At 70.4% G+C, this 15535-nt stretch carries 16 protein-coding genes; 6 read left to right on the forward strand and 10 right to left on the reverse strand.

What is annotated here, in order from left to right; all coding sequences use genetic code 11:
- Positions 1–5: 5 nt before the first annotated feature.
- The 5 genes from IE209_RS08985 to IE209_RS09000 form a co-directional block, all read right to left on the reverse strand.
- Positions 6–353 (reverse strand): CidA/LrgA family protein, encoded by a 348-nt coding sequence (locus tag IE209_RS08985; protein ID WP_189686619.1) that lies wholly within the window; start codon positions 351–353, stop codon positions 6–8.
- Entirely contained in the window at positions 350–652 is a 303-nt protein-coding gene (locus IE209_RS34510) for a DUF4143 domain-containing protein (protein ID WP_268245959.1), read from the reverse strand. Before IE209_RS34510 ends, IE209_RS08985 begins: the two co-directional genes overlap by 4 nt.
- A gap of 18 nt (positions 653–670) precedes the next feature.
- Positions 671–1552 carry an ATP-binding protein gene (locus IE209_RS08990; protein WP_229882763.1) on the reverse strand — a complete coding sequence of 294 codons (882 nt, stop codon included), beginning with the start codon at positions 1550–1552 and terminating at the stop codon, positions 671–673.
- A 50-nt stretch (positions 1553–1602) separates the two neighbouring features.
- The gene (locus IE209_RS08995; RefSeq protein WP_189686620.1) at positions 1603–3072 is read right to left on the reverse strand and encodes an FAD-linked oxidase C-terminal domain-containing protein; all 1470 of its coding nucleotides are present in this window, start codon (positions 3070–3072) and stop codon (positions 1603–1605) included.
- A gap of 84 nt (positions 3073–3156) precedes the next feature.
- Positions 3157–4050 carry a LysR substrate-binding domain-containing protein gene (locus tag IE209_RS09000; protein WP_189686621.1) on the reverse strand — a complete coding sequence of 298 codons (894 nt, stop codon included), beginning with the start codon at positions 4048–4050 and terminating at the stop codon, positions 3157–3159.
- 87 nt (positions 4051–4137) lie between these two features.
- Between IE209_RS09000 and asd the strand changes: the two genes are divergently transcribed.
- On the forward strand, positions 4138–4998 hold the full coding sequence (asd, locus tag IE209_RS09005) for an archaetidylserine decarboxylase (RefSeq protein WP_189686622.1): 861 nt from the start codon (positions 4138–4140) through the stop codon (positions 4996–4998).
- Here asd and purU read toward each other — a convergent pair.
- From purU to IE209_RS09025, 4 genes are all read right to left on the reverse strand, one after another.
- A complete protein-coding gene (gene purU / locus IE209_RS09010; protein WP_189686623.1) occupies positions 4991–5845 on the reverse strand; it encodes a formyltetrahydrofolate deformylase in 855 nt (284 codons plus the stop codon). The two genes, asd and purU, sit on opposite strands and share 8 nt — an antisense overlap.
- Before the next feature lie 28 nt (positions 5846–5873).
- On the reverse strand, positions 5874–6674 hold the full coding sequence (locus tag IE209_RS09015) for a ChaN family lipoprotein (RefSeq protein WP_189686624.1): 801 nt from the start codon (positions 6672–6674) through the stop codon (positions 5874–5876).
- A gap of 47 nt (positions 6675–6721) precedes the next feature.
- Positions 6722–7051, reverse strand: a complete 330-nt coding sequence (locus IE209_RS09020) for a BTH_I0359 family protein (protein ID WP_145548793.1) — start codon at positions 7049–7051, stop codon at positions 6722–6724.
- Positions 7052–7161: 110 nt separating this feature from the next.
- Complete coding sequence (locus tag IE209_RS09025; RefSeq protein ID WP_229882764.1) at positions 7162–8322, reverse strand: DUF3108 domain-containing protein; 1161 nt, start codon at positions 8320–8322, stop codon at positions 7162–7164.
- A 56-nt stretch (positions 8323–8378) separates the two neighbouring features.
- Between IE209_RS09025 and IE209_RS09030 the strand changes: the two genes are divergently transcribed.
- The 5 genes from IE209_RS09030 (at position 8379) to IE209_RS09050 (ending at position 14415) form a co-directional block, all read left to right on the forward strand.
- Complete coding sequence (locus tag IE209_RS09030) at positions 8379–9335, forward strand: fumarylacetoacetate hydrolase family protein (protein ID WP_189686625.1); 957 nt, start codon at positions 8379–8381, stop codon at positions 9333–9335.
- A gap of 39 nt (positions 9336–9374) precedes the next feature.
- The gene (locus IE209_RS09035) at positions 9375–10028 is read left to right on the forward strand and encodes a PhaM family polyhydroxyalkanoate granule multifunctional regulatory protein (RefSeq protein WP_189686626.1); all 654 of its coding nucleotides are present in this window, start codon (positions 9375–9377) and stop codon (positions 10026–10028) included.
- 73 nt (positions 10029–10101) lie between these two features.
- A complete protein-coding gene (locus tag IE209_RS09040) occupies positions 10102–11364 on the forward strand; it encodes an FIST signal transduction protein (protein ID WP_189686627.1) in 1263 nt (420 codons plus the stop codon).
- 58 nt (positions 11365–11422) lie between these two features.
- A complete protein-coding gene (locus tag IE209_RS09045; protein ID WP_229882765.1) occupies positions 11423–13357 on the forward strand; it encodes an MFS transporter in 1935 nt (644 codons plus the stop codon).
- A 5-nt stretch (positions 13358–13362) separates the two neighbouring features.
- Complete coding sequence (locus tag IE209_RS09050) at positions 13363–14415, forward strand: zinc ribbon domain-containing protein (RefSeq protein WP_189686629.1); 1053 nt, start codon at positions 13363–13365, stop codon at positions 14413–14415.
- Here IE209_RS09050 and IE209_RS09055 read toward each other — a convergent pair.
- Positions 14370–15476 (reverse strand): AI-2E family transporter, encoded by a 1107-nt coding sequence (locus IE209_RS09055; protein ID WP_189686630.1) that lies wholly within the window; start codon positions 15474–15476, stop codon positions 14370–14372. The genes IE209_RS09050 and IE209_RS09055 overlap by 46 nt on opposite strands.
- Between the last annotated feature and the right edge of the window lie 59 nt (positions 15477–15535).

Here is a 15535-nt window from a genome sequence, read left to right on the forward strand (position 1 = left end):
TCTCCTCACTTGGGCGGGCGCTGGCGCCCCGCGTACAGCACCAGCGCCGTGACGGCCAGGCCGACCCAGGTCGACACCACCAGCACGACCAGCATGCGGCCGCCGTACTGCGCCAGCAGCGGCAGATGCACGATCACGCCGACACCGACCGGCACGAACAGCAGCGACAGGTGCGACAACAGGAAGTTCGCGCAAGCGGCGACAGGTGTGCGCACCGGCTCCCAGCGTAGGGCGACGAGCAGCAGCACCATGCCGATGACGGGGCCCGGAAAGGGCAGGTGCAGGCCGCGCGCGAGCAGCTCGCCGGCCGATTGCAGGGCCAGCAGCCAGGCCAGTCCGCGCAAGGGGATCATGGTGTCGTGAACCAGCGGTGGAGATCGAGGCCGCCGCTGCCGAGAACCAGCGGCCTGGCCTTCGGAAAGCCCGTACGGAACGCATCGAGCCCGGAGACATTGCCGCGCTGCCGGCCGCTCTTGACCTCCAGCGCGAACAGCTCGCGCCCATCGGGCAGCACATAGTCGACCTCGCGGCCGGCCTCGTGCCAGTAGTACAGCGCGGGCTGTGTGCTGCTGTGCGTGAGCTTGCGCGCCAGCAGTTCGGCGCCCACGGCGCTTTCGACCAGGCGGCCCCACTGCTCGGGTGTGGCGCGCAGCTGAGCGAAGCCCCAGCCCTAGGCCACGGCCAGAGCGCCCATCAGCGCCGTGTTGTAGACCTGCAGCTTGGGGCTGGAGGCGCGCTGGCGCAGCGCCTGGCCCGCATACTTCTGCAGCCCGCAGACCATGCCCGCGCCTTCCAGCAGCTGCAGGTAGTGCGCCAGCGTGGTGGTGTTGCCCGCATCGGCCAGCTGGCCCATCATCTTCTGGTAGCTCAGCATCTGGCCGCTGTAGCGGCAGGCCAGGTCGAACAGGCGGCGCAACAGCGCGGGCTTTTGCACCGGCGCCATCAGCAGCACGTCCTTGCTGATGGTGGTCTCGATCAGCGCGTCGCGGATGTAGGCGGCCCAGCGCATCTCGTCATGCACCAGCGGCGCAGCACCGGGGTAGCCGCCGAAGAAGACGTACTGCTCCAGCGTGAAGTCGAAGGCCTCGCGCATCTCGGTGTAGCGCCAGTGGCCCAGGCGCGTGATCTCGAAGCGGCCGGCCATGCTCTCGGTGAGGCCGCGGGCGATCAGCAGTGGTGCGGAGCCCAGCACCACGGCCCGCACGTCGCGGCCGGCGGCGCTGTCTTCGTCCCACAGGCGCTTGACCTCCTCGGTCCAGCCGGGGAGCTTCTGCACCTCGTCGAGCACCAGGATGCAACTGCCGGCCTGCGCGGCCAGCGCGCGGGCGGTTTCCCATTGCGCAGCCAGCCAGCTCGCGCCTTGCAGGCCCGGGCTGTCGGCGCTGACGCTGTGCTGCGCGACGCGCTCGGATGCCAGTGCCGCCAGTGCCTGCCGCACGAGCGTGGTCTTGCCCACCTGGCGCGGCCCTGCCAGCACCTGAAGAAAGCGGCGCGGCTCGCGCAGGCGTTCGACGAAAGGCTGCAGCGCGGCGCGCTGGATCTCAATGGGCATCGGGAAATTACTCAATGGGCTGAGATAGTTTACTCAGCGCATTGAGTAAATCAGAACCGCGGCAGGTCCGGATGCGCGATCCGGCCGCCGCGCACCAGCATCTTCCCGTATTCGGCGCAGCGATTCAGCGTCGGGATCACCTTGCCGGGGTTCAGCAGGCCCTTGGGGTCGAAAGCGGCCTTGATGCCGAACATCTGCGCGTTCTCCTCGGCGGAGAACTGCACGCACATGCTGTTGAGCTTCTCCACGCCCACACCGTGCTCGCCGGTCACGGTGCCGCCCATGGCCACGCTGGTCTCCAGGATGTCGGCGCCGAACAGCTCGCAGCGGTGCAACTGGTCGGGGTCGTTGGCATCGAACAGGATCAGCGGGTGCAGGTTGCCGTCGCCGGCGTGGAACACGTTGGCGCAGCGCAGACCGTACTTCTTCTCCATTTCGGCGATCGCGAGCAGGATGTCGGCCAGGCGCTTGCGCGGGATGGTCGAGTCCATGCACATGTAGTCGGGGCTGATGCGGCCCGAGGCCGGGAAGGCGTTCTTGCGACCGCTCCAGAAGCGCAGGCGCTCGGCCTCGTTCTGGCTCACGGCGATCGCCGTCGCACCACAGCCGCGCAGCACGGCGCTCATGCGGGCGATCTCTTCCTCGACCTCCTCGGGCGTGCCGTCGCTTTCGCAGAGCAGGATGGCCTCGGCCGTGAGGTCGTAACCGGCGCGCACGAAGTCTTCCACGGCGGCCGTCATGGGCTTGTCCATCATCTCCAGCCCGGCCGGGATGATGCCGGCCGCGATCACCGCGGCCACGGCATCGCCGGCTTTGCGCATGTCGTCGAAGCTGGCCATGATGCAGCGCGCAAGCATGGGCTTGGGCACCAGCTTGACGGTGACCTCGGTGGCCACGGCCAGCATGCCTTCGGAGCCGATGGCCAGGGCCAGCAGGTCCAGGCCCGGGCTGTCCAGCGCCGCGCCGCCGAAGGTGACGGGCTCGCCCTCGGCCGTGAAGCCGCTGATCTGCAGCACGTTGTGCACGGTCAGGCCGTACTTGAGGCAGTGCACGCCGCCCGAGTTCTCGGCCACGTTGCCGCCGATGGTGCAGGCGATCTGGCTGGAAGGGTCGGGCGCGTAGTACAGGCCGTGCGGCGCGGCGGCCTCGCTGATGGCCAGGTTGCGCACGCCGCATTGCACGACGGCCGTGCGGCTGACCGGGTCCATCTTGAGGATGCGGTTGAACTTGGCCATGGACAGCGTGACCCCCTGCGCATGCGGCATGGCACCGCCCGACAGGCCGGTGCCGGCGCCGCGCGCGACCACGGGCACGCCCAGCGCGTGGCAGGTGCGCAGCACCGCCTGGACCTGTTCGTAGGTCTCGGGCAGGGCCACGGCCATGGGGCGTTGGCGGTAGGCCGTGAGGCCGTCGCATTCGTAGGGTGTGGTGTCCTCGGGCTGCGACAGCAGCGCGTGCGCGGGCAGCACGCGCCGCAGGGCGGCCAGGGTCTCGGCGGGCGGCGGGGCGGTCTCTGCCATGGTGTTCTCCGTGGGGGCGCCAGACTGTAAGCCAGCCGTCCGGCGCGAAGGCTGAGGAATGTTCAAGCCCGGCGTGAAGCCGCTTCAGGCCAGCGCCTGGCGCAGCCAGTCGGCAAAGGCCGTGCACTCCCAGCGGTCCATGGTGCCGGTGCGCCAGCACAGGTAGTGCGCGTGCGGGCTGGGCACGCTCTCGGTGAACGCCGGCGTGGTGCCCAGGCGCACGAGCGCGCCGCTGTCCAGCCAGGGCGCGGCGAGCTTGAGCCGCACGAGCGCGATGCCCATGCCGGCGGCGGCCGCGTCGCACATCAGGCCCACGTCGTTGAACTGCGAGCCTTCGCCGGGCTCGGGCCAATCGAGCTTGCGGGCCGCGAACCAGGTGCGCCAGGGGTCCAGCGCCGAGCGCAGCAGGCGCTGGCCTTCGAGGTCTTCGGCCTGGTTGAAGGGGCCGCCGGCCTCGCGCAGGTAGCTGGGCGCGGCCAGCGGCGTGACCTCGTCGCGCGCCAGCAGCAGATGTTCCACGTCGGCATAGCGGCCGGCGCCGAAGCGCACCATGAGGTCGGCGTCCTCGGCCACCACGTCGAGCAGCGGGATGCTGACCTGCAGCAGCAGGTCGATCTCGGGGTAGGCCTCGGTGAACTGGCGCAGCCGCGGGATCAGGATGGCGCGCGCGAAGGTCGGCGTCACGGCCAGGCGCAGCTTGCGCTTGCCCGGTGTCGGCTGGGCGCCCGGGAAGCGGCCCAGCATGGCCAGGCCTTCGCGCACATGGGCCAGGTACTCGCTGCCCTCGGTGGTCAGCGAGAAGTCGGCCCGGCCGAACAGCTTGGTGCCGATGCTCTGCTCGAGCTGACGCACACGGTGGCTCACGGCGCTGGGCGTGACGCAGAGTTCGTCGGCCGCCAGCGTCACGCTGCGCAGTCGCGCCAGCGCCTCGAAGGTCAGCAGGCACTGGATCGGCGGGATGCGGGCGGTGGCGGCCATGTGTCCGATTGTCGTTCCAGCCGCCCGCCTACGCGCGCCCGGGGAGCGGCAGCTACACTTCCTGACCGACCAGAAGAGAGTGCCCACTTGTCCGATCGCCTTGCCGTCCTGCCGCAATACCTCTTGCCCAAGCACCGCCTCACGCGGTTCGCCGGGAGGGTGGCCTCGGCCCGGCGCGGTGCACGCACCACGGCGCTGATCCGCTGGTTCGTCAACAAGTACGGGGTGGACATGGCCGAGGCAGCCGATCCCGACATCGCCTCCTATTCCAGCTTCAACGAGTTCTTCACGCGTGCACTCAAGGAAGGCGCGCGGCCGCTGGCCCGGGCCGATCTGGTCTGCCCGGTCGATGGCGCCATCAGCCAGTTCGGCCGCATCGAGGACGACCAGATCTTCCAGGCCAAGGGCCATGCCTATTCCACGCGCGCGCTGGTCGGCGGCGACGCAGCGCTGGCCGCGCATTTCCGGCACGGCAGCTTCGCCACGCTGTACCTGAGCCCGCGCGACTACCACCGCATCCACATGCCCTGCGACGGGCGGCTCACGCGCATGGTCTACGTGCCGGGCGACCTGTTCTCGGTCAACCCGACCACGGCGCGCGGCGTGCCCGGCCTGTTCGCGCGCAACGAGCGCGTGGTCTGCGTGTTCGAGACGGCACACGGCCCCTTCGTGCTGACACTGGTGGGCGCCACCATCGTCGGCAGCATGGCCACCGTGTGGCACGGCGTGGTCAATCCGCCGCGCCTGGGCGAACTGCGCGAATGGCGCTACGAAGGCGCCGACGCCGTCATGCTGCGCCAGGGCGAGGAAATGGGCCGTTTCCTGCTCGGCTCCACGGTGGTGATGCTGTTTCCAGAGGGGCCGCTCAGCTTCAACCCCGATTGGGCGCCGGCCCGCGCGATCCGCCTGGGCGAGCGCATGGCCGACTGGGGCTCCGCGGCTACTTGAAGATCACGGTCTTGTGGCCGTTCAGCAGCACGCGGTGCTCGCTGTGCCACTTGACCGCGCGCGCCAGCACCTGGCTCTCGGTGTCGCGGCCCATGGCGGTCAGGTCTTCCACGGTCTTGCTGTGGTCGGCGCGGGCCACGTCCTGCTCGATGATGGGGCCTTCGTCCAGGTCGGCCGTCACGTAGTGGGCGGTGGCGCCGATCAGCTTCACGCCGCGGTCGTGCGCCTGGTAGTAGGGCTTGGCGCCCTTGAAGCTGGGCAGGAAGGAGTGGTGGATGTTGATCGCGCGGCCGGCCAGCTTGCGGCACAGCTCGTCCGACAGGATCTGCATGTAGCGCGCCAGCACCACGAGCTCGGCGCCTTCGCCCTCGATCACCTCGTAGGCGCGGGCCTCGGCCTGGGCCTTGGTCGCGCCCGTCACCGGGATGTGGTGGAACGGAACGTTGTAGCTGGCCGCCAACTGGTAGAAGTCGCGGTGGTTGGAGACGATGGCGCGGATGTCCACCGGCAGCAGGCCGCTCTTCCAGCGGAACAGCAGGTCGTTCAGGCAATGGCCTTCCTTGCTGACCATGATGACGGTGCGCATGGGCGCGGCCGTGGCGTGCAGGCTCCAGCGCATCTGGAAACCCTCGGCGAACGGCGCCAGCTGGGCCTGCAGCGTGGCATGGTCGTCGCTGCTGGCGAAGCGCACGCGCATGAAGAACAGGCCGGTGGCGTGGTCGTTGTACTGGGCTGCCTCTTCGATGTTGCCGCCGCGCTCGAACAGGAAGCCGGAGACGGCGTGGACGATGCCGGTGCGGTCGGGGCAGGACAGGGTCAGGATGTAGGAGGCGCTGGTCGTCGTCATAGGGGCGCGATTGTCGCAGCCCCTCGCATCACCCGCCCAGGCGCTGCCGCAGTGCCGCGCAGTGGTCCGTGGCCGGCAGCGCAGGCGTGGTCCACACCGCGTCGAAGACCGGTGACGCGGCGTCCCTGCCGCCGGCCTGCAGGCGCACCGCGCGCACCGTGAAACCCGGGGGCAGATGCTGCGGTACGCCGAGCTGCCGGTCGACATGGCCGCTGCCCGCCAGCAGCAGCACCACCTGGCCCGGCCGGGCTGCGGCCTGCACGGTGCGCGCCATGGACAGGTCGCGCGCGATCTGGATGCGGGCCATGGGCGCCAACTGCGTCGCTGGCAGCAGGTCGCAGTGGCCGACGCGGATGGCTTCCCGCTGTGCGTCCAGGGCGGGCGCCGGCAGCGTCGCGTCCAGCGCCTGGTCCTGCATGACGGCGCCAAAGCGCGCACGGGGCAGGTTGCCGCCCAGCACCGGGACGCCTGCGTGAACGGCAGCCATCACCGCCGGCCCGTAGGCAGCCCAGGGCCAGGCCTTGTCGTTCCATTGCAGCGCCTGGCGCACGGCCGCTTCTTCGGCCCGGTGTGGCAGTGCGGCCGTGGTCTGGCCTGCGTCGGCCATCTCGACCACCAGGGCCGAGAGTTGCCCGCGTGCGGACAGTTCGCGCACGACGCGCGCATGGATCTGCTGGTGCTCGGGCGCGTCGTGCTGCTCGCCGAGCAAGATGGCATCGGCCGGCAGCAGGGCCGCAAGCGCGTTGTGGGCCCGGTCGCTGGCACAGCCAGCCAACAAAAAGGCCACCAGAACGGTGGCCAGGGTGACAAAAATGCGCGGGGCTGGCATGCCCCGATGATGTACCGGGCCCGGCAATGGCCGGGCCGATGGCAGGGTCAATGCATCACGACCGGGTTCTGCGCCAGTTCGGCGTAGCGGTCCAGCGTGTCCTCGACTTCTTCCTGGGTCGGGGTGTGGGCGCGCCAGGCGGCAATCTGTTGCTGGAAGAGTTCAGCCCAGGAGCCGTCCAGGTAGACCTCCTTGCCGGAGCGCTTGTCCACGATCTCGAAACCGTGGCGTTCCAGCGCCGGATGGGCCGCGGGCGCGGCATCTTCCTTGGCACGCGCGACCAGGCCGACGCCTTCCTGCATCTGCACATCGATGTCGCCAGCGTGCGGCTCCATGTGGACCACCACGAAGGAGTCGGAGTCGTACAGCATGTTCATGTCGGTGCCCTTTCCAGTTGGCGCTATCTTGCTCCCTAGATTGCAACTTCCGGGCCGGTTTCAAGGCCGGACTGTGGTAGTCCTGCGACTACTTGCCAAAAAATGCGCAGTCAGGGGCTGTCCACGCTGCGCAGCAGCTGGTCCACGAAGTCGCCGTTGGGCTGGGTGATGCGCACCCGCACGGGCATGTAGGCCAGGCTGGGGGCCAGCCAGGCCTCGACCTTCTGGTCGAATTCCTTGCGCGGGTTGCGTGTGAGCTTCAAGGTCGGCAGGTTGTCGTAGGGCAGATAGGACAGTTCCTCGCCCTGCATCGTGAAGGTCCAGACATCGGCATCGCGCGGGCCGACCACGGGCAGCGTGACACTGGCGCCGGCCCCGAAGCGGCCCGGGTCGCCCGCCATCATGGCGCTGAGCTGCAGCAGCACGCTGAGCTGGTCCTGCGCGTCGGGCAGCAGGGGCGCGCTGGGCGTGTTGGCGCTGAAGCTGACGATGCCCTTGTCACGCTCGAAATGCGCGGCGAGGTCGCGTTTGCGCCACTTGTCGGAAAAGCGCGTCGGTTCCAGGCCGCGTTCGCTCAGCCTGCCGCTGCTGGTGCGCACGCGCGAGCCGATCAGGAAGGCGCTGTACTCCAGCCGCGCGTCGTAGGTCTTGCCATCCTGCAGCCACAGCAGCTCGCCCAGGGCATGGTAGGTCTGCTGCTTGGCCTCGCCCGTCAGCGTGTACTTGAGCCGCACCGAGCCCGGGATGCCCAGCGCCAGCGCGGTCGCGGGGGCTGGCGGTGCGGCCGGTTCCGGGGCGGGTGCAGGGGCAGGCGCAGCATCTGCTGCAGAGGCCGCCTGCGCGGGCGGTTCGGGCTGGGCTGCGGTCTCCGGCGTGGCCGCGGCGGCCGGATCGGGCTCGACCACAGCCGGCTCCGGCGCCGCCACGGCGACCGGTGCCTCGGCCGCCGGTGCGGGCGCGGGCGCGGGCGCGGGCGCGGGCGGAGTTTGCGCCGCAGGGGCGGGGCGCGGTTTCCTGCGCGGCGGTGGTGGTGGGGGCGGTGCCGGTTCCGGCGCGGCGGTCACGGGGGGCGCCGGCGCTTGGACCACGATGCTGCGCGTGGTGAAGGCGCGCGTCTGCGCCAGATCCGGCGGCGCCAGCACGGCAGGCAACTGCTGCAAGGCCACCAAGTGGGCCAGGACCACGACCGCGCCCAGCCCCAGCAGCGGCCGGCTGCTGCGCCAATTGCTTGTATCCTGCGCCCCACCGGCCGCCACGCGATCTGCTTGCACGCCCGGATTGTCTGCCGGGCGCTGGCCCGGCGCCAAAGAGTCCCACCGATCACCCCATGAAACTTGCCACCTACAAGGACGGCTCGCGCGACGGCCAGCTCGTCGTCGTCTCGCGCGACCTGGCCAGTGCGCACTACGCCACCCATGCCGCCCACCGCCTGCAGCAGGCCCTGGACGACTGGAACTTCATCGCGCCGCAGCTGCAGGACCTCTATGACGCGCTGAACGCCGAGCGCGCGCGCCACGCATTTCCGTTCGACCCGCGCCAGTGCATGGCGCCGCTGCCGCGCGCCAGCCACTGGGCGCTGGCCCAGGCCTGGCAGCATGGCCTGGAGCCGGCCGATGCGAGCGATCCCGGGTTCCGCCTGGCCGCCGGCGACAGCTTCAGCGGCCCCTGCGACCCGCTGGTGCTGGCCTCCGAGCAGCTGGAGATGGACTTCGGCGCCGGCCTGGCCGTCGTCACGGGCGAGCTGCCGCAGCGCGCCAGCCCGGCACAGGCGCTGGACGGCGTGCGCCTGCTGCTGCTGGCCAATGCCGTGCAATTGCAGGCCGTGGGCCTGTCGGCCGCGCAGCGTCTGCCCGTGACGGCCTTCGGGCCGGTGGCGGTCACGCCCGACGAGCTCGGCGAGGCCTGGACCGGCGGGCGCGTCGGCCTGGCGCTGCAGACCAGCTGGAACGGCCGGCGCGTGGGCATTGCTGATGCCGACGAAGACATGCGCTGGTCCTTCGGCGAACTCATCGCCCACCTGTGCGCCACGCGGCCCCTGCGTGCCGGCAGCATCGTCGGTGCCGGCACCGTGCGCCAGCGCGGTGTGGAGAGCGGCAAGCGACGCGACTGGCCCAAGGGCTACCACGCGATCGCCGACAAGCGCGCGTTCGAGACCGCACAGGACGGCGAGGCCCGCACCGCCTTTCTGCGGTTGGGCGACACCGTGCGCACCGAGATGAAGGATGGCGAGGGCCACAGCCTGTTCGGCGCGATCGAGCAGGAGGTGGTGGCGCCGGTGCAGTAAGCTGCACGCAACCCCCACGCCCCATCCAGGAGGAGACCCATGAGCGATGAGACACCCGGCGCCGGTTTCGGCAAGTTCGTCCCCGGCTTCGACTTCCTGCAAAGCCTGGCCAAGGGCGCGGCGCAGAGCATGCCGCAAATGCCCGGTCTGGGCGGCTGGGTCGCGCCCACGCTCAATGTGGAAGACCTGGACAAGCGCATCGCCGAACTCAAGGCCGTGCAGTTCTGGCTGGACCAGAACACCATGGCGCTCAAGGCCACGGTCCAGGCGCTCGAGGTGCAGAAGATGACCCTGGCCACGCTCAAGGGCATGAACGTGAGCATGGCCGAGGTCGCCAAGGCCTTCACCGTGCAGCCCAGCGAAAGCACCGAGGCGCCCGCGCCGGCACCGCCGCCGGCAGCCAGGCCGGCCCCGGAAGCCGCGCCGGAGCCCGCGGCCGCGCCGCAGGCCGCAGAAACCGCCGATGGCGAAGCCGCGCGCCCCGGCGTCATCGATGCCATGCAGTGGTGGGGTGCACTGACGCAGCAGTTCCAGCAGATCGCCGCCACGGCCATGAAGGAGGCTGCGGCCCGCGCCACGCCGGAGCCGGCCGCCGCCTCCGCAGCGGACCGGCCGCGCGCTGCTGCCAAGAAGGCCGCCGCACCGGCCAAGAAAGCCGCGAAGAAGGCGGCGCCACGCAAGCGCGCCTCCTGAATTCCCTTTGGCGCGCCCAGGCATGCCCTGGCCCAGGCGCGGCTTGCCGCACCGCCCATGGCAGGATGGCCCCATGAAACTGTTCCCCTACGCCCACGCCACCCATCCACAGTGGCGCATGGCCGCCGGTCTGGTGCTGGCGCAGCTGCGTGCGCAGCTCGCCCTGCCCGACTACGCAAGCACGCCCACGCTGGCGCTGCTCTACATCACCGACCACTACGCCAGCGCGGCCCAGGACATCCTGGACCACCTGAGCGGCGAGTTGCCGGAGGTGACCGACTGGTCGGGCACAGTGGGTGTGGGCATTGCCGCCAACAACGTCGAATACTTCGACGAGCCCGCCATGGCCGTCATGCTGCTGGGCCTGCCTGCGCACCAGTACCGTGTGTTCTCGGGCGTGGCACCGCTGGGCATGGCTTTCGAGGCGCACACGGCCCTGGTCCATGCCGACGGCAACACCCAGGACCTTTCCGAGCTGGTGGCCGAGATGGCCGGCCGCACCGACACCGGCTACCTGTTCGGCGGCCTGGCCTCCAGCCGCGGCAGCACGGTGCAGTTCGCCACGGGCGGCAACGGCAACATCAAGGGCCACGGCGGTGCGCGCGGCGTGTTCCACGGCGGCCTGTCGGGCGTGGCCTTCACGCAGGACGTGGCGCTGAGCTCGCGCGTGACGCAGGGCTGCCAGCCCATCGCACCGGAGCGCAGCGTCACGGCCTGCGAAGGCAACGTGGTCACCGCGCTGGATGGCGAGCCCGCGCTACAGGTGCTGCTCGGCGACCTCGGCGTCTCGCTGGCCGAACCGCGCGAGGCGCTGGGGCGGGTGCGGGCCACGCTGGCCGGCCTGCGCTCGGCCCCCAGTGAGGGCGACAGTGTGCGCCGCCCCGGCAGCTTCGGCCCCGACGTGCGCGTGCGCCACATCATCGGTCTGGACCCGGCGCGCGAGGGCGTGGCGATCGCCGAGACGCTGGAGGTCGGCATGCGGCTGTCGTTCTGCCAGCGCAATGCACAGGCGGCGCGGGCCGACCTGGTCCGCGTCTGCGCCGAGATCCGCGAGGAACTGGAGCCCGAGGACATGCCGGCCGAGGCCGCACTCGCGCTGTCGAACAACCTGGCCGCCTCGGCGCCGCATCCGGCGCGCCGCATGGCGGGCGCCATCTACGTGAGCTGCGCAAGCCGCGGCGGCGCGCATTTCGGCGGCCCCAGCGCAGAGCTGCAGATCGTGCGCCATGCGCTCGGCGACGTGCCGCTGGTCGGCTTCTTCGCGGGCGGCGAGATCGCCCGCCACCACCTGTACGGCTACACCGGCGTGCTGACGGTGTTCACCGCGACGGATTGAACGCCCGGCCATGCCTGCGGGCATGGCAGCATGGCGGCCTCCACAATCCTGGGCTGCCATGACCGACGACGACCAGACCCACCCGAACCAGTTCGCGCTGCTGCGCCAGCGCCGCTTCGCGCCGTTCTTCTGGACCCAATTCTCGGGCGCGGCCAACGACAATCTGTTTAAGTTCGCTTTCACGGTGATGGTGACCTACCAGCTCAGCGTGGCCTGGCTGCCGCCGGCCATGGCGGGCCTGGTGATCGGCGCGCTGTTCATCCTGCCCTTTCTGCTGTTTTCGGCCACCAGCGGGCAGCTGACCGACAAGCTGCCCAAGACCCAGGTGATCCGCTTCGTCAAGAACCTGGAAATCGCCATCATGGCGGTGGCGGCGCTGGGCTTTCTGTCGGACGACGTGGGCCTGCAGGTGCCGCTGCTGTTGGCCTGCACCTTCCTGATGGGCCTGCACTCGACGCTGTTCGGGCCGGTCAAGTTCGCCTACCTGCCGCAGGTGCTGCACGAGCGCGAGCTCACGGGCGGCAACGGCATGGTGGAGATGGGCACCTTCGTCGCCATCCTGCTCGGCAACATCGTGGGCGGGCTGCTGATCGCGCTGCCGGGCGTGGGCCGGACCTGCGTGGCCATCGGCTGCGTGGCGCTGGCCCTGCTGGGCCGGCTCGCGGCCCAGGGCATCCCGCAGCTGCCCGCCACCGACCCGCAGCTGCGCATCCACTGGAACCCCGTCAGCGAGACCTGGCGCAACCTCAAGCTCGCGCATGGCAACACCGTGGTGTTCCGCTCGCTCTTGGGCATCAGCTGGATGTGGTTCTTCGGTGCGGTGTTCCTGAGCCAGTTTCCGAGCCTGGCCAAGGAGGTGCTGCATGGCGACGAGCATGTGGCCTCGCTGCTGCTGGTGGTGTTCTCCATCGGCATCGCCATCGGCTCTCTGCTCTGCGAGGTGCTGAGCCGGCGCCATGTGGAGATCGGCCTGGTGCCGCTGGGCGCCATCGGCATGAGCGTGTTCGGCGTGGACCTCTACTTCGCGCTGCGCGGACTGCCGGCCTCCAGCCTGCTGGGCCTTGCGGAGTTCCTGGCCCGGCCCGCGCACTGGCGCGTGATGGCCGACCTGGCGCTGCTGGCGCTGTCGGCTGGCCTGTACAGCGTGCCCATGTACGCGCTGATCCAGCTGCGCAGCCCGGCCACGCACCGCGCCCGCATCATCGCGGCCAACAACATCCTGAACGCGCTGTTCATGATCGCGAGCAGCCTGATCGCCGGCGCGCTGCTGGGGGCCGGCTTCACGGTGCCGCAGGTGTTCCTGTTCACGGCGCTGGCCAATGCCGTCGTGGGCCTGTACATCTTCCTGCTGGTGCCCGAGTACCTGCTGCGCTTCATCGCCTGGGTGCTCTCGCATGTCGTCTACCGCTTCCGCGTGCGCGGCGACGTCCACATCCCGCTCGCCGGGCCGGCCGTGCTGGTCTGCAACCACGTGAGCTTCGTCGATGCCATCTTGCTCATGGCCGCCAGCCCGCGGCCGATCCGCTTCGTGATGGACCACCGCATCTTCCGCGTGCCGGTGCTGGGCTGGCTGTTCCGGCTGGCCAAGGCGATCCCGGTCGCGCCGCAGAAGGAGGACGCCGCGGCCTACGCCGCCGCCATGGCCGCGGCGGCCCAGGTGCTGCGCGAGGGCGATCTGCTGGGCATCTTTCCCGAGGGCGCGATCACGCGCGACGGCCAGTTGCAGCCGTTCAAGGGCGGTGTGGCCAAGATCCTGGCGCAGGCGCGCGACGACGACATGGTGGTGCCCGTGGTGCCGATGGCGCTGACCAACCTGTGGGGCTCGTACTTCAGCCGCATCGAGGCCGGTGGCGCCATGGTGCGGCCGTTTCGGCGCGGTGTCTTCAGCCGCGTGGGCCTGAACGTGGGGCCCGCGCTGGCGGCCGAGGCAGCGACGCCCGAGGTGCTGCAGGGCGCGGTGGCCGCCCTGCTGGCCCAGCACCCCGGAGAATGAGCGCCATGGCCCATGCACTGCGTCTGTCGGAAAAGTGGTTTCGCCGCGGGCTGTGGCTCGTGGCCTTCGTGTTCGCCAGCTTCCTGATCGGGTTGGGCGGCCGCATCGTGGGCGATCTGCCGCAGGTCGAGCGCAGCCTGCAGCTGGACGACTTCATCGACCGTGCCGTCGCCGAGCCGCTGCGCACCCAGCTGCGCGAGGGCGAGCGCGCCCAGCAGCAGTCGGAGGCCGCGCGCGAGCAGGCCGAACTGGCCTTGCAGGTGGCGCAGCAGGCCACGGTGGCTGCGCGCGAGACCTTCAGCAACTGGCTGGCGACGCGGCGCGCCACCGCGCAGCCCGACCAGGATGCCGAGCTGATCGCGCGCACCCAGGCCCTGGATGCGCTCAAGGCCAAGGAGGGCGAAGCCCAGCGCCGCATCGACGCACTGCGCCAGGCCGAACTGGACCAGGCCCAGCAGCTCGATGGCGTGCGCGCGCAGTTGAACGACCTGGAATCCGCCGCGCACGCGGCGATGGATGCGGAGCAGCGCCGCATGGAACTGCGCGTGTTCGGCTACCGTCTGGCCCTGACGCTGCCCCTGCTGGTGCTGGCCGGATGGTTGTTTGCCAAGAAGCGCAAAAGCACCTGGTGGCCCTTCGTCTGGGGCTTCATCTTCTTCGCGCTGTTCGCGTTCTTCGTCGAGCTCGTGCCCTACCTGCCCAGCTACGGCGGCTATGTGCGCTACATCGTGGGCATCGTGCTGACAGTGCTGGTGGGCCGCTACGCCATCGTGGCGCTGAACCGCTACCTGGCGCGCCAGCGGCTCGCCGAAGACCAGCCCGACGCCGTGCGCCGCAACGAACTCAGCTACGACACGGCGCTGACGCGGCTGGGCAAGGGCGTGTGCCCCGGCTGCGAGCGCGGCGTGGACCTCAAGGACCCGGCCATCGACTACTGCCCACACTGCGGCATCCGGCTGTTCGACAGGTGCCTGGCCTGCCAGGCACGCAAGAGCGCGTTCTCGAAGTTCTGCTATGCGTGCGGCACGTCGGCCGCGCGCCCGGCGGCCGGCGGCTGAGGCGCCTGCTCGGCACGGATGCTGAGCACCCATTCGCGCCAGATCGCCACCAGCAGCGCCATCAGCACCGGGCCGACGAACAGGCCGACGAAGCCCATGGTCTTGACGCCGCCGACCAGCCCGAAGAAGGTCGGCAGGAAGGGCAGCTTGACCGGCCCGCCCACCAGGTGCGGGCGCAGCGTCTTGTCGACGATGAAGAGCTCGATCGAGCCCCACAGGAACAGGCCCACGCCGGCTGCGAAATGCCCGCCGCCCACCAGGTACAGCGAGACCAGCGTGAACGACAGCGGCGCACCGCCCGGGATCAGCGCCATGAAGCCCGTGACCACGCCCAGCAGCACGGGCGAGGGCACGCCCGCGATCCAGTAGGCCACGCCCAGCACCACGCCTTCGCCGAGCGCGATCAGGCCCATGCCCGTGACCGTGGAGCTGACCGTGGCTGGCACCACGCGTGAGAAGCGCTGCCAGCGCTGCGGCAGCGTGCGCTCGCCCACCACGTCGAGCTGCGCGGCGAAGTGGGCGCCGTCCTTGTAGAGGAAGAACAGCGTGATCAGCATGAACAGCAAGGTGAGCGCCAGCTGCAGCAGGTTGCCCGTGGTGGCCAGGGCCAGGCGGTAGATGTTGCCGATGTGCTGGCCGCTCAGCAGCTCCACCCATTCACCCAGGGCGCCCGGCGCGCCCAGGTGTTCCACCCACCACTGCGCCATGCGCTCGCCGACCAGCGGGAACTCCTGCACCCAGTGCGGCACGGCCGCGCCGACCCGGTTGGCCTTGAGCAGCCACTGCACGAAGGTCGCGGCTTCCTGCAAGGCGTAGTGCAGCGCCAGCGAGAGCGGCACGACGAGCCCGATCACGACCACCAGCGTGGCCAGGCTGGCCGCCAGCGCCGTGCGGCCGCCGCAGCGCTGCACCAGCCGCGCGTACAGCGGCCAGCTCGCGAAGCCGATGATCAGCGCCGCCAGCACCGGCACCAGGAAGCCGCGGAAGAAATAGACGCCCGCGGCCAGCAGCAGCAGCAACAGCAGGCGGGCGATCAGGGGGGCTTGCAGGACCGGGGGCATGGGCGGGTGTCTCGTGGTGAGCGCTGCGCCCGGTCAGCGCACGCGGTCTCAGGGTACGG

This window comes from Pseudorhodoferax aquiterrae, from assembly GCF_014652235.1.
Classification (GTDB): domain Bacteria; phylum Pseudomonadota; class Gammaproteobacteria; order Burkholderiales; family Burkholderiaceae_C; genus Pseudorhodoferax; species Pseudorhodoferax aquiterrae.

What these genes read in the sequence shown, in the direction of transcription:
- IE209_RS08985 (WP_189686619.1), bottom strand. Translation starts at nt 353, where the DNA reads ATGATCCCCTTGCGCGGACTGGCCTGGCTGCTGGCCCTGCAATCGGCC.
- IE209_RS08990 (WP_229882763.1), bottom strand. Translation starts at nt 1,552, where the DNA reads ATGCCCATTGAGATCCAGCGCGCCGCGCTGCAGCCTTTCGTCGAACGC.
- IE209_RS08995 (WP_189686620.1), bottom strand. Translation starts at nt 3,072, where the DNA reads ATGGCAGAGACCGCCCCGCCGCCCGCCGAGACCCTGGCCGCCCTGCGG.
- IE209_RS09000 (WP_189686621.1), bottom strand. Translation starts at nt 4,050, where the DNA reads ATGGCCGCCACCGCCCGCATCCCGCCGATCCAGTGCCTGCTGACCTTC.
- purU (WP_189686623.1), bottom strand. Translation starts at nt 5,845, where the DNA reads ATGACGACGACCAGCGCCTCCTACATCCTGACCCTGTCCTGCCCCGAC.
- IE209_RS09015 (WP_189686624.1), bottom strand. Translation starts at nt 6,674, where the DNA reads ATGCCAGCCCCGCGCATTTTTGTCACCCTGGCCACCGTTCTGGTGGCC.
- IE209_RS09020 (WP_145548793.1), bottom strand. Translation starts at nt 7,051, where the DNA reads ATGAACATGCTGTACGACTCCGACTCCTTCGTGGTGGTCCACATGGAG.
- IE209_RS09030 (WP_189686625.1), top strand. Translation starts at nt 8,379, where the DNA reads ATGAAACTTGCCACCTACAAGGACGGCTCGCGCGACGGCCAGCTCGTC.
- IE209_RS09035 (WP_189686626.1), top strand. Translation starts at nt 9,375, where the DNA reads ATGAGCGATGAGACACCCGGCGCCGGTTTCGGCAAGTTCGTCCCCGGC.
- IE209_RS09040 (WP_189686627.1), top strand. Translation starts at nt 10,102, where the DNA reads ATGAAACTGTTCCCCTACGCCCACGCCACCCATCCACAGTGGCGCATG.
- IE209_RS09045 (WP_229882765.1), top strand. Translation starts at nt 11,423, where the DNA reads ATGACCGACGACGACCAGACCCACCCGAACCAGTTCGCGCTGCTGCGC.
- IE209_RS09050 (WP_189686629.1), top strand. Translation starts at nt 13,363, where the DNA reads ATGGCCCATGCACTGCGTCTGTCGGAAAAGTGGTTTCGCCGCGGGCTG.
- IE209_RS09055 (WP_189686630.1), bottom strand. Translation starts at nt 15,476, where the DNA reads ATGCCCCCGGTCCTGCAAGCCCCCCTGATCGCCCGCCTGCTGTTGCTG.